At 64.3% G+C, this 12,764-nt stretch carries 13 protein-coding genes and 1 tRNA gene; 9 read left to right on the top strand and 5 right to left on the bottom strand.

The features are described from left to right. The first annotated feature begins 17 nt into the window (after window positions 1–17). Both QTH91_RS07360 and QTH91_RS07365 read left to right on the top strand, forming a co-directional pair. On the top strand, window positions 18–338 hold the full coding sequence (locus tag QTH91_RS07360) for a hypothetical protein (protein ID WP_286659338.1): 321 nt from the start codon (window positions 18–20) through the stop codon (window positions 336–338). 63 nt (window positions 339–401) lie between these two features. Continuing rightward, the gene (locus tag QTH91_RS07365; protein WP_390367208.1) at window positions 402–1,109 is read left to right on the top strand and encodes an SIMPL domain-containing protein; all 708 of its coding nucleotides are present in this window, start codon (window positions 402–404) and stop codon (window positions 1,107–1,109) included. A gap of 53 nt (window positions 1,110–1,162) precedes the next feature. Here QTH91_RS07365 and QTH91_RS07370 read toward each other — a convergent pair whose 3' ends face one another. Continuing rightward, window positions 1,163–1,933 (bottom strand): 3-hydroxybutyrate dehydrogenase, encoded by a 771-nt coding sequence (locus QTH91_RS07370; protein ID WP_286659339.1) that lies wholly within the window; start codon window positions 1,931–1,933, stop codon window positions 1,163–1,165. A gap of 27 nt (window positions 1,934–1,960) precedes the next feature. Between QTH91_RS07370 and QTH91_RS07375 the strand changes: the two genes are divergently transcribed. From QTH91_RS07375 to rimO, 6 genes are all read left to right on the top strand, one after another. Next, on the top strand, window positions 1,961–2,947 hold the full coding sequence (locus tag QTH91_RS07375) for an alpha/beta fold hydrolase (protein WP_286659340.1): 987 nt from the start codon (window positions 1,961–1,963) through the stop codon (window positions 2,945–2,947). Between the two features lie 64 nt (window positions 2,948–3,011). Then, entirely contained in the window at window positions 3,012–5,219 is a 2,208-nt protein-coding gene (locus QTH91_RS07380) for a RelA/SpoT family protein (protein WP_286659654.1), read from the top strand. Window positions 5,220–5,274: 55 nt separating this feature from the next. Then, window positions 5,275–5,351, top strand: a tRNA-Val gene (locus QTH91_RS07385). A 199-nt stretch (window positions 5,352–5,550) separates the two neighbouring features. Beyond that, window positions 5,551–5,922 carry a hypothetical protein gene (locus QTH91_RS07390; RefSeq protein ID WP_286659341.1) on the top strand — a complete coding sequence of 124 codons (372 nt, stop codon included), beginning with the start codon at window positions 5,551–5,553 and terminating at the stop codon, window positions 5,920–5,922. A gap of 99 nt (window positions 5,923–6,021) precedes the next feature. Continuing rightward, window positions 6,022–6,558, top strand: coding sequence for a polyhydroxyalkanoate synthesis repressor PhaR (gene phaR, locus QTH91_RS07395; RefSeq protein ID WP_286659342.1), 537 nt, complete (start codon window positions 6,022–6,024; stop codon window positions 6,556–6,558). Between the two features lie 98 nt (window positions 6,559–6,656). After that, window positions 6,657–8,054: a 30S ribosomal protein S12 methylthiotransferase RimO gene (gene rimO / locus QTH91_RS07400; protein ID WP_286659343.1), complete on the top strand. Its 1,398-nt coding sequence runs from the start codon at window positions 6,657–6,659 to the stop codon at window positions 8,052–8,054. A 42-nt stretch (window positions 8,055–8,096) separates the two neighbouring features. Here rimO and QTH91_RS07405 read toward each other — a convergent pair whose 3' ends face one another. The 4 genes from QTH91_RS07405 to QTH91_RS07420 are packed head-to-tail and all read right to left on the bottom strand — an operon-like array spanning window position 8,097 to window position 11,489. Next, the gene (locus tag QTH91_RS07405; protein WP_286659344.1) at window positions 8,097–9,110 is read right to left on the bottom strand and encodes a TRAP transporter substrate-binding protein; all 1,014 of its coding nucleotides are present in this window, start codon (window positions 9,108–9,110) and stop codon (window positions 8,097–8,099) included. Window positions 9,111–9,155: 45 nt separating this feature from the next. After that, on the bottom strand, window positions 9,156–10,448 hold the full coding sequence (locus tag QTH91_RS07410; protein WP_286659345.1) for a TRAP transporter large permease: 1,293 nt from the start codon (window positions 10,446–10,448) through the stop codon (window positions 9,156–9,158). Window positions 10,449–10,452: 4 nt separating this feature from the next. Then, window positions 10,453–10,962, bottom strand: coding sequence for a TRAP transporter small permease subunit (locus QTH91_RS07415; protein WP_286659346.1), 510 nt, complete (start codon window positions 10,960–10,962; stop codon window positions 10,453–10,455). Beyond that, a complete protein-coding gene (locus QTH91_RS07420; RefSeq protein WP_286659347.1) occupies window positions 10,959–11,489 on the bottom strand; it encodes a gluconokinase in 531 nt (176 codons plus the stop codon). The genes QTH91_RS07415 and QTH91_RS07420 overlap by 4 nt, the downstream gene beginning before the upstream one ends. Window positions 11,490–11,657: 168 nt before the next feature. Here QTH91_RS07420 and gntR point away from each other — a divergent pair, with 168 nt between their 5' ends. Continuing rightward, window positions 11,658–12,683, top strand: coding sequence for an HTH-type transcriptional regulator GntR (gene gntR, locus QTH91_RS07425; protein ID WP_286659348.1), 1,026 nt, complete (start codon window positions 11,658–11,660; stop codon window positions 12,681–12,683). Window positions 12,684–12,764 lie beyond the last annotated feature (81 nt).

Here is a 12,764-nt window from a genome sequence, read left to right on the forward strand (position 1 = left end):
ATGGAATTGGACAAGCCATGCTCCGTGCGGACGTGCTTTCGATGACCGTTTTGCTGGCTGGCACCCTGGCGACCACGGTTGCAGGGGCCGCCGAACTGCCGCGCCAGCAGGGAGCGGCCCAGCGGGCGGGCGCCGCCGTGACCGGCGTGTCTGTCTCCCAGGCCGACAGTCCGGTGGCCGCGCAGGATTCGGATGGCTACCACCTGACGCCTGCCGAATTGGCCAAACTGCGCGAGCAGGTGCGTACCCACTGGATGCAGGGCAGGTCCGGCTCGGGGCCGGACGCTGCGTCTGGGCTTCCGCTGGCGGAGGACGGCGGAAGGTCGATCGCGCGTTGAAGCCCGCCACTGCCCGCACTTCGTCTGTATGACGGACAAACTTTTTGAAGGGATCTTTTCGGTTTGAGAGCTATTACCAAAGCAGCCTTTGCCTGCGTCGCCATGTGGGCGACGGTGGCCACCATGGCACAGCCGGGCGCGAACCCGCCCCCGATGAACGTGCTGCAGTTGTCGGCCGATGGCAGCGTAGAGGTTCAGCAGGATCTGCTCAGCATCACCTTGCGCGCCCACAAGAACGGGACGGATGCGACAAGCGTTCAGGCCGAGTTGAAGCAGGCGCTGGACAGTGCGTTGGCAGCCGTGCGCCCGGACGCGAAGGCCGGGCAGATGGATGTCAGAACCGGAAACTTCAATCTGCATCCTCGCTACACGCGGGACGGCGCCATGAATGGCTGGGAAGGAAACGCCGAACTGGTGCTCCAGGGACGGGACTTTCCTCGCGTCACCCAGGCGGCGGGCCGTGTGAGTACGCTGACCGTGAGCAACATCGCCTTTGCGCTGAGCCCGGAGGCGAGCGACAAGGCCGAGACCGAGGCGCAGACCCTCGCGATCGCCGCCTTCAAGAAAAAGGCGGAAGAGTTGGCCAAGGGATTTGGCTTTTCCGGCTACACCTTGCGCGAGGTTTCAGTCAACCAAGGCTCGCCCATGCCGAAGGTGATGGCCATGCGGGCGCCCATGGCGGCGTCTGCTTCCGCCGATGCGCCTGTCCCCGTGGAACCGGGCAAGGCCAATGTGGTGGTCAACGTCAACGGCTCGGTCCAGCTGAAGTAGGACCGTCTGAGTTGGGCGCCGGCAGCGCCCAACTTGGTTCTGCCGGACGGGGCTTACTGGGCCGTCCAGCCGCCATCCATCTGCCAGGCCACTCCTCGTACCTGGTCCGCAGCCGGCGAGCACAGGAACGCAGCCAGACCTCCCAGCTGATCGACGGTCGTGAATTGCAGCGAAGGCTGCTTTTCGCCCAACAGGTCCTTCTGGGCTTGTTCGACGGTGATGCCTTCTCGGGCCGAACGGTCGTCGATCTGCTTTTGGACCAGCGGAGTCAGCACCCAGCCCGGGCAGATCGCATTGCAGGTCACGCCGGTCGTAGCCGTTTCAAGCGCCACCGCCTTGGTCATGCCGACGATGCCGTGCTTGGCTGCGACGTAGGCCGATTTGCCCGCCGAGGCCACCAGCCCATGCGCCGAGGCGATGTTGAGCACGCGGCCCCAGTTGGCCTCGCGCATGGCCGGAATGGCCAGGCGGGTGGTGTGAAAGGCGCTGCTCAGGTTGATGGCGATGATGGCGTCCCAGCGCTCCGGCGGAAAATCCTCGATGTTCGACACATGCTGGATGCCGGCGTTGTTGACCAGGATGTCCACGCGCCCGAACTTGCTGGCGGCGAACTTCATCATGTCCTCGATGTCCGCCGGCTTGCTCATGTCGGCACCGTGGTAGGCCACCTTTACGCCTAGTGCCGCAAGCTCGTCCTGGGGTGTCTTGGAGTCGCCAAAACCGTTGACGATGATGTTGGCGCCTTGGGCGGCGAGCGATTTTGCGATTCCCAGGCCAATGCCGCTGGTGGAACCGGTGACGAGCGCAGTTTTGCCTTTGAGCATGTGAACGAACTCCGGAGATTGAATAAGATGCAACGAGAACATTATGGTCACACGCTGCCCGAGAACATGACAGAACCCCAGCTCGAATTCGTGGCGTGTCCCGACAATCAGGACGGCCACCGCATGGCGTACTGGCTCTGGGGCGACGCGCAGGCGCCTCATCTGGTCGTCTGTGTGCATGGCTTGACCCGCCAGGGCCGGGACTTCGACGCGCTGGCGCGGACGCTTCTTGAGCGCTCGAATGGCCGCATTCGCATCGCCTGTCCCGACATCGTGGGTCGCGGACAGAGCGATTGGCTGCGCGATCCCAACGCGTATCAAGTGCCGACCTATGCGGCAGACGTGTTTGCCATGCTGACGCAGCTGCACGCGGCAAGCCGCATCGAGTCCCTGGATTGGGTGGGGACCAGCATGGGGGGGCTGATCGGAATGGGCATTGCCGGAAATACCCAGTTGCCGATGCCGGCTCCGATCCGCCGCCTGGTGCTCAATGATGTCGGCCCCGTCGTCAATCGCGAGGCGATCGAGCGCATCGGCGCCTACGTCGGCAAGAGTGGAAGCTATGACAGCGTGCAGCAGGCGGCCGACGCCATGTGGGCCCTGTCGACCGGCTTTGGCGCGCATACGCCCGAGGAGTGGTTGGCTTTGTCGCGTCCCATGCTGGTGGCAGCCTCGTCGCGCAGTGCCGACGGTCGCTCGAAGGTTGTGGCGGAACAGCAAGGCGGGCCTTACGTGCTTCACTATGACCCCGCCATCGGCGAGCCGATCCGTGCGCTGACGCCCGAGGCCATCTCGCAAGGCGAGGCGATCATGTGGGCGCTGTACGACGCCATCCAGGCTCGCACTTTGCTGTTGCGCGGCGCTCAGTCCGATCTTTTGTCGAGCGCCACGGCGCAAGCCATGACTGAGCGCGGACCGCGCGCCCGCCTGGTCGAGTTCGAGAATGTGGGCCATGCGCCCACGCTGGTCGCCTTGAATCAGCGTCAGGTGGTCGCCGACTTCCTCCTTCACTGACTACAGGGGAAACAGGCCTTTGGCACGCTCTTCTTCTAGCGCGGTGGTTGCGGCCGATGGGGCCATGGCCGAGACCGCGCTTTCAGCCGCCACGGCCGAGCTGTCTCCGGTCGAGAACATGCTCGCCCGTGCGCGAGCCTTTGCTGCTCCGCTCATTGCAGATGAAACGCTCGATACCGGGGAGAACACCCTGGCGCATGCGGACGCGGTGGCGGCCATCGTTGCCCACATGGGTGGCTCCGAGGCCATGCAAGCGGCCAGCTATCTGGTTTATTCCTGCCAGCACCTGAATCGCCCGCAGGAAGTCATTGCCAAGGTCTTTGGCGACAACTTCGCCTCCCTGGCTGTGGAGACGACCAAGCTCGTCCAGGTGCAGGCCCAGGCGCGCACTGCGGCTGGCGCCGGGCACCTGCTGGAAGGCGCGGGAACGCAGACCGAAAACGTGCGCAAGATGCTGCTGGCGTTTTCGCGCGACCTTCGCGTGGTGATGCTGCGCTTGGCCTCGCGGCTGCAGACGCTGCGCTATGCCGCGCAGATCAAGACGCCGGTGCCGGAAAACCTCGCGCGCGAGTCGTTGCAAGTGTTCGCGCCCCTGGCCAACCGCCTGGGCATCTGGCAGGTCAAGTGGGAACTGGAAGACCTCTCCTTCCGCTTCCTCGAACCGGAAACCTACAAGCTCATTGCCCAGTTGCTGGAAGAGAAGCGGGCCGAGCGCGAAGGCTACGTCGAGCAACTCAGGCTGCAACTCGAACAGGACCTGGCCGCCGAAGGCATCCGCGCCACGGTTCAGGGGCGGCCGAAGAACATCTACAGCATCGTCAAGAAGATGCGCGGCAAGTCCCTGGACTTCGCTCAGGTCTTCGACATCACGGCTTTGCGCGTGGTTGTGGCTGACGTGAAGGACTGCTATGCGGTGCTGGCGTGGGTGCATTCGCGCTTCCAGCCCATCGCCGAAGAGTTCGACGACTACATCGCGCGGCCCAAGCCCAACGGCTACCAGTCGCTGCACACCGTGGTTCGAGAGTCGGCGCCTGCCGGCGGATCCGGCATGGGCATCGGGGCGGGGGGGCGCCCGATCGAGATCCAGATCCGCACCGAGCAGATGCACGAGCATGCCGAACACGGCGTAGCGGCGCATTGGGCGTACAAGGAAGCCGGCACTAAGGGTTACGCGGGCGTATGGGCTGGCGGGGAGTACGACGCCAAGATTGCAGTGCTGCGCCAGCTGCTGGCGTGGGAACGTGACCTGTCCGGCGGCGAGCAGGCCAAGGGGCTGTTCGACGACCGGATCTACGTGCTCACTCCCGACGCCGCGATCGTCGAGCTGCCGCAGGGCGCAACCCCGGTTGACTTCGCCTACAGCGTTCACACCAGCCTGGGGCATCGCTGCCGAGGTGCGCGCGTCGACGGCGCGATGGTTCCGTTGAATACGCCGCTGTCCAACGGCCAGACGGTGGAGATCATCGCCTCCAAGGAAGGCGGGCCATCGCGCGATTGGCTCAATGCCGAGCTTGGGTACCTGGCCAGCAATCGGGCGCGTGCGAAGGTGCGCGCCTGGTTCAACGCCCTGGTGACCCACGAGACCATCGCGCGTGGTCGCGAGGCGGTCGAAAAGCTGCTGCAGCGCGAAGGCAAGACAGCGCTCAAGCTCGACGATTTGGCTGCACGCCTTGGCTTCAAGACGGCCGACCAGTTGTTCGAGGTGGTGGGCAAGGATGAGTTTTCGCTGCGCAGCATCGAGACGTTGCTGCGTCCGGCAGAGCCAGCGCCGCCCGCGGATGAGGGCGTGTCGATCAAGAAGTCGCGTGCGTCCGACAAGTCGTCGGGTGGCGTCTTGGTGGTGGGCGTTTCTTCGCTGATGACGCAGTTGGCCAAGTGCTGCCGGCCTGCGCCTCCCGATGCCATCGGTGGATTCGTCACGCGCGGGCATGGCGTCAGCATCCACCGCAAGGACTGCAGCAACTACCGCACCATGGTGAGCGGTCATCCTGAGCGTGACATCGAAGTCGCTTGGGGCAACACCAAAGGCGACGTGGGCGCCGTCTACGCCGTCGACGTGGCGGTGGAAGCCGCCGACCGACAGGGCCTGTTGCGTGACATCTCCGACGTGTTCGCACGCGAGAAGATGAACGTGATCGGCGTGCAGACCCAGTCGGTGCGAGGAACGGCGTGGATGACTTTCACCATCGAGATCACGGATGCGAATCGACTGTCGCAAGTGCTCGGAACGGTGCGCGCCGTCTCGGGCGTTCGTTCGGCTCGGCGTCGTTGATTTTAGGCCTTGATTGATTGAGGGCCAAATTCTTTGCTATACTGCGAGGCTTCCCAGGCGCGTAGCTCAGTTGGTTAGAGCACCACCTTGACATGGTGGGGGTCGGTGGTTCGAATCCACTCGCGCCTACCAGAATTGCACCCAAAGGGCCCGTCGGCAACGACGGGCCCTTTGGCATTTTTGGGCCGCCGTTCGGCACGAATTCGAGCGCCCTTGCTCTTGTGGGTCTGCTCGATCGCAGCGACGCATTTCTCCTACAGATGGCGCTGGTTGACGAAGCACCGGTTGTGTTACCTTGGCGGAAATTTCACGGCCACAGATGCTGCCCATCATGCAGTCTTCCGATCCCAACAGCGAATTCGATGAGCCTGCAAGCGAGCGGTTGGCCGCGCTCGTCCGGCAGGCACCATTGGAATTCGCCCGCGTGGTCTACGGCCTCAACGATCGCGCCAACGGTCGCGCCGAAACCATGGCGGCCGAAGATGTGGCGCGCACGGAACGGCATGGCGTGCCCGTGACGCGCGAACGCGCTGAGCAACGCGCTCGGGCCTACCTGCCGATGGCCGGGCACGAGCACTGCCCGCGCTGCTGGGTGTTCAACGGCGTCAAGCACCTTCTGGAGTTCCGGCTTGCCGACCAGGAGCGGGCAGAAACCGCACACTGCAAGGTCTGCGGCGCAGAGTACGCTTGCACGCTGGGTTGATGGAATCCCGGAGAGGGAAAACCTTGGCGCGGCGCAGCAAAGTCGCTCCCTAGAATGGCTCGCGCCCTCGGGCATCCGTGATATCTAAAGGAGTTCTCTGTGCAGAGCAAGAAGGCTGGCGCCAAACCGGCGCAGCGCGTGATCAAGAAGTATCCGAACCGGCGGCTTTACGACACGGAGACCTCCTCGTACATCACGCTGGCCGAGGTCAAGCAACTGGTGATGCAGCGAGCAGCATTTGTCGTGCGCGACGCCAAGACCGGCGACGATCTGACACGCAGCATCCTGCTGCAGATCATTCTGGAAGAGGAGGCCGGCGGCACGCCCATGTTCAGCGAACAGGTGCTGGCCAGCATCATCCGCTTCTATGGGCAGGCGCTGCAGGGCTACATGGGGCCCTATCTTGAGAAGAACATCCAGGCGATGACCGAGATGCAGTCTCAGATGGCGGACCGGGCGGAAACCCTGACGCCCGAAAGCTGGGCCCGCTTCATGTCGATGCAGTCGCCGCTCTTGCAGAATTTCTGGGGCAGCTACGCAGAGCAATCGAAGACGGCGCTTCAGCAGTTGCAAGACCAGATGCAGAAGAACACCGAGCAGGTGCTGGGCGCCTTCGGCATCAAGCGGCCGAACTGAGCGGCCAAGGCCTTTTGGGCCCATAGCACCGCCACGGGTTCCACGGTCGATGGCGCCCAGAAGTGCCTTCGTCCGCCACTCCTGGGACAATACGGCCCATGAGCGAACTCGCCACCCACGAAAAGACCACTTCAGAAGCTGCCATCCCAAAGGTAGGCTTCGTGAGCCTGGGCTGCCCCAAGGCCCTGACCGATTCCGAACTGATACTGACCCAGCTCAGCGCCGAGGGCTACCAGACCGCCAAGACCTTCGAAGGAGCTGACCTGGTGATCGTCAACACCTGCGGCTTCATCGATGACGCCGTCAAGGAAAGCCTGGACACCATTGGCGAGGCGCTGGCGGACAACGGGCGTGTGATCGTCACCGGCTGCCTGGGCGCCAAGAGCGGCCAGGACGGCGGCAATCTCGTTCGGCAGATGCACCCGAGCGTGTTGGCCGTGACCGGGCCGCACGCCACCCAGGAGGTGATGGATGCGGTGCATGCGCACCTGCCTAAGCCGCACGATCCGTTCACGGACCTGGTGCCACCGATGGGCATCAAGCTCACCCCCAAGCACTACGCCTACCTGAAGATCAGCGAGGGCTGCAATCACCGCTGCACCTTCTGCATCATTCCGTCGATGCGAGGCGACCTCGTGTCGCGTCCGGTGGGTGACGTGCTCAAGGAGGCCAAGGCTCTGTTCGAAGGCGGCGTGAAAGAACTGCTGGTGATCAGCCAGGACACATCCGCCTACGGGGTCGACGTCAAGTACCGCACCGGCTTCTGGGACGGCAAGCCGGTCAAGACGCGCATGCTGGAACTGGTCCGCACGCTGGGCGAAATTGCCGAGCCCTATGGCGCCTGGGTCCGACTGCACTACGTCTATCCATACCCCAGCGTGGACGAAGTCATTCCGCTGATGGCCAGCGGCCACGTCCTTCCTTACCTGGATGTGCCTTTCCAGCACAGCCATCCCGCCGTGCTCAAGCGCATGAAGCGGCCTGCTTCAGGCGAAAGAAACCTGGATCGATTGGCGCGCTGGCGCGAGCTCTGCCCCGAACTGGTGATCCGCAGCACCTTCATCGCCGGCTTTCCCGGCGAGACGGAAGAAGAGTTCGAGCACCTGCTCGACTTCGTGCGTGAAGCGCAGATCGACCGCGCGGGATGCTTTGCCTACAGCCCCGTGGAGGGAGCGGCGGCCAATGACATTCCCGGCATGCTGCCCGAGAAGGAGCGCGAGGCGCGCCGTGCGCGTTTCATGGAAGTGGCGGAGTCCGTATCGGCCGAGCGCTTGCGCCGCCGGATCGGCGCGACGATGCAGGTTCTGGTGGATTCGGCCCCCGCGCTGGGCCGCAAAGGCGGGGTGGGTCGCAGTTATGCGGACGCCCCCGAGATCGACGGCGTGGTCCGCCTGCTGCCGCCCGAGAAGATCAGCAAGCAACTCAAGGTGGGTGAGTTCACCCGTGCTCGCGTCGTGGCCACCGAGGGCCACGATCTGGTCGCCCTGCCGATCTGAGGAGCGGCAGGGCAAAGCGCCAGCGCGGCGCTTTCGTCTTGCCTACTTGCGCAGCGCGGCGAGCGCGGCCTGCGTTTCCTGCCACAGGCCGGTGCCGACCTCGTTGGCGATGGCAGTGTTGACCGGCGCCAGCTTTTCACGCATGCGCGCCACTTCGGAGGCCGGCACTTCGTTGATCTGCATGCCCTTGGCCTTCAGGTCGGCCAGTGCCTTCGCGCCTTCTTCGCGGGTGTCCTTGCGCTCGAAGTCGCGCGCGGCGACGGCAGCGTCGAGCAGCACCTTCTGCTCGTCCTTGCTCAGGCCGTCCCACCACTTCTTGCTGGCCAGGATGATCCACGGGCTGTACACGTGGTTGGTCACGCTCAGGTACTTCTGCACCTCGTAGAACTTGCTGGACAGGATCGTGTTGTACGGATTTTCCTGGCCGTCCACCGTCTTGGTTTCCAGCGCGCTGAAGAGCTCGGAGAAGGGCAGGGGAATGGCGTTGGCGCCCAGCAACTTGAAGCTGTCGAGGTAGACGTTGTTCTGCATCACGCGCAGCTTGATGCCACCCAGGTCTTCGGCCTTGGCCACCGGGTGCTTGCTGTTGGTGAGGTTGCGGAAGCCGTTTTCCCAGTAGACCAGGCCGACGAGACCCTTCTCCTGCAGCTTGTCCATCACCTTCTGGCCGACGGGGCCGTCGAGGATCGCGTCAGCTTCCTTGGCGTTGTTGAAAAGGAACGGCGTGTCCCACAGGGCCATTTCCTTGGTGATCCCGACCAGCGTCGCGGTGGAACCGACCATCATTTCCTGCGCGCCGCCGATCAGGGCCTGCTGCATCTGGGTGTCCGGGCCCAGGGCAGCTGCGCCGATGGCGCGCATCTTCATCTTGCCGCCTGAGTTCTTCTCGATCTGCTGCGCCATGAACTTGGCAGCGCGACCCTGGTTGCTGTTCTCGTTGAGGCCATAGCCGAAGCGGATCAGGCGCGGCTTGATGTCCTGTGCCTGAGCAAGCAATGGGGCAGCCAGGGCTGCGGCTGCGACGGTGGCGCACAGGGCGCGTCGGGTGAGCGTCATGGAAGTCTCCTTGGGTGACGGAAAAAGCGGAATGAACGAAGCAACTCAGCGCATCCACGCGATCGGCAAGGTGACGATCTGCGGGAAGGCGACGAACAGGAGCAAGAGCAGCGTGTAGGTCAGCAGGAACGGGTTGACGCCGCGGATGACCTCCGACAACGGTAGCCGCCCCACGCCCGCCACCACGTTGAGCACGGTGCCCACGGGCGGCGTGATGAGGCCGATGGTTCCGTTGAGCACGAACATGAGGCCGAAGTACACAGGGTCGATGCCGGCCTTGACGGCGATTGGCAGCATGACTGGCGCGAAGATCAGGATGGTGGGCGTCAGGTCGAGCGCCGTGCCGACGAGCACCAGCACGATCATCATCACCAGCATCAACAGCCGCGGCTGCTCGATCAGCGGGCCAAGCCAGCCGGTCAGAACGCCCGGCAGATCCGCCAGGGTGATCATGTAGCTGGCCACTTGGGCGCCAGCGCACAGGAACATGACGATGGCGGTCGTGCGGGCAGCGCGCACCAGCACGCCTTCGAGCTCGGCGACCTTCATCTCGCGGTGGACGAAGAAGGCGACGAACAGGGCGTACACGGCAGCAACGACTGCAGCCTCGGTCGGTGTGAACAGACCGCTCTTCATGCCGCCGATGATGATCACCGGCATCAGCATGGCCCAGAACGCCCTCGCAGTGGCTCGCAGGCGCTGTCCCATGGGAATGGGGTTGCCGTGCGGCATCTCGAGGCGACCGAGCACGAGACGCCAGGTGATGATCAGTCCCACGCCCATCAGCAGGCCGGGCACGATGCCTGACAGGAACAGTGCGGAGATGGACGTGTTGGTGGTCACGCCATAGATGACGAAGGGCATCGATGGCGGGATGATCGGCGCGATGATGCCGCCGGATGCCAGCAGGCCGGCCGATGTCCTGAGCGGATAGCCTTCCTTGCGCATCATCGGCAGCAGGATGGTCGCCAGCGCGGCGGTGTCGGCCAGCGCCGAGCCGCTCATGCTGGCCATCAGCACTGCCGCGCCGATGGCGACGTAGCCCAGGCCGCCGCGGATGTGGCCGACCCAGGCTTGCGCCATGTCGATGATCCGACGGCTGATGCCGCCGGCGTTCATGAGTTCGCCGGCCAGGATGAAGAAGGGCACGGCCAGCAGGGGAAAGCTGTCAACGCCTGCGACAAGATTCTGCGCGAGCAACTGGGTGTCCCAGAAGCCGAGTACCCAGGCCATGCCGGCGCCGGTCAGCACCAGCGCAAGGGCCATGTTCATGCCGATGCCCATCAGCACCAGCATGCCGCCGCAGAAGACGATGAACGCCAAGGCTTCGCTGCTCATTGCATTACTCCGCTTCGTGGGCGTGGCCCAGGTCCAGGGGCTCGCCAACCAACAGCTGGCGCAAGGCCATCAAGGCAATCGCGGCAGAGCAGAGCAGAGCGGGCAGAGGCAGGAGCGCGGTCGGATAGGAGAGCACCACCGAGCGGCTGCCCATCCCCACGACGACTTGTTGCCACGCGCCCCACGCCACCAGGCTTGAGCCCAGGATGACCAGCAGGCGAATCAGGACCGTCATTGCCATGAAGGCGGCGGGCCGGTCGCGCAGCAGCCCGACGAGCCCGGTGAAGGCCATGTGTTCGCCGGCCGGATAGGCGGCCGTTGCGCCGATGAACACCATCCAGACGAACAAGAGTCGCGACAGCTCTTCGCTGGCCGCGATGCCGCTGCCAAAGCCGTAGCGGAGGACCACGTTGATGAAGACCGCCAGTGCCATCACGGCGAGGCAGGCGGCCATAAGAATGTTCAGCGTGCGCTGGGCTCGGCCGACGGGAGCTTGGGATTCAGGGGAGGTCATGTTTTCTCCGGGGCTGAGTTGACTTGGCTGTCGTTCTGTTCGAGCCAGCGCACTGCTTCCTGGGTGATGCGTGCGAGGGAGGCCGTGGCGTCAACGGTCAGGACGCCGGCTTCGGCGTCCGGTTCCTCCAGCGCGGCGAACTGGCTGTCCACCAGGGCAGGAGAGAAGAAGTGTTCGCCGCGCGAAGCGACGCGCTGCGCAGCACTCGCGCGATCAAGCTTGAGGAACAGGAAAAGCACCTTCGGATTGGCCTGCCGAAGACCGTCGCGGTAGGCGCGCTTGAGCGCAGAACAGGTGAGTACGACCGGGGTGTCGGATCCGCCGATCTGCTGACCGAGCGCCGACAGCCAGTCGGCGCGATCCTCGTCGGTCAGCGCGACGCCACGGCTCATCTTGTCCCGATTGGCCGGGCTATGGAAGTCGTCGCCCTCAATCAGCGACCAGCCGAGCGCCTGCGCCACTGCATGACCGACGCTCGACTTTCCGCAGCCGGCGACGCCCATCACGACTAAGGAGGATGCTTGCATATTGGATTGCGCTATCCGAATTGGGCGCCAGAACCACCAGTTCGGTCCAAAGACGCAATGCGTGTGAAGTTTTGTCTCTTGGGAAGGGTTTGCCCTTTAGTGAGGGCTTTTGGGATAGCGCTATCCTATAGTTTAACCATGCCGTTGTCTTAGGGGTTTGCCCGAATCATGAGCGTCAATCCATTGCGTCCGCGGGCCAGCGGGCGAGTCACGTTGGCGGACGTCGCGCGCGTCGCGGGCGTCAGCCCGATCACTGTTTCGCGAGCCCTTCGCGGTGAGCGGGCGGTGGCGCCTGAGCTGGTCGCCAAGGTCAAAGAGGCTGCTGCTCGCCTCGGCTACGTGCCAGATCCGGCCGCGCGCGCCCTGGCATCGCGTTCCGGCACGCATGTGGCGGTGTTGATCCCGCTGCTTTCGAATGCGCTCTTCGTCGACCTGATCGACGCTGCGCAGGGTGTACTGCGAGCGGCAGGCTTTCAGATGTTGATTGGCGTGACCAACTATCGCGAAGGCGAGGAAGAGCAATTGCTGCGAGAGCAGCTTCCGCATCGGCCGGCGGGGCTCATCGTCACTGGCCTGCAGCAGAACAGGGCGACCCGTGCGTTGATTGAAGCCAGCGGCGTTCCGTGCGTGCACGCCATGGACATAGCGCCAGACAAGGGCGTCCATTCCGTCGGCTTTTCGCAGCAGGAGGCAGGCGCAGCCATGACGCGCCACTTGCTGGGGCGAGGCCGCAGGCGCATCGCGTTTGCAGCCGCCCAGCTCGATCCGCGCACGATAAGCCGTCAGGAAGGCTGGCGGCTCGAGATGGAGCGCGCTGGCCTGTATGCGCCATCGCTCGAGTGGCTGAACGCCTCGCCGTCATCACTGGCGCTGGGCGCCGCGATGTTCGAGCAGATCGTCAGCGTCAGGCCGGCTGTGGATGCGATCTTCTTCAACAACGACGATCTTGCGCAGGGTGCGTTGCTGGCAGCGCTACGCATGGGCATCGAAGTGCCGCGGCAGATTGCGATTGCCGGCTTCAATGATCTGACCGGCAGCGACCAGATGGTGCCGCCCTTGACGACGGTACGCACCCCGCGCCGGGAGATCGGCGAATCGGCGGCGAGGATGCTGCTCACGTTGATGCGAGGCGGGCTACCGGAGCGGGCGTGCGTGGACGTGGGCTTCGAACTGGTGGTGCGCGCCAGTTCGTGAGGGCGGTGAAAGGTTGGCGATGTGGCGGCTCCGCCACGGCCTCGTGAAAAAGAAAAACCCCGGAGATCATGGATCTACGGG

Source organism: Variovorax dokdonensis, from assembly GCF_030316895.1.
GTDB classification, from domain to species: Bacteria; Pseudomonadota; Gammaproteobacteria; order Burkholderiales; family Burkholderiaceae_C; genus Variovorax; species Variovorax dokdonensis.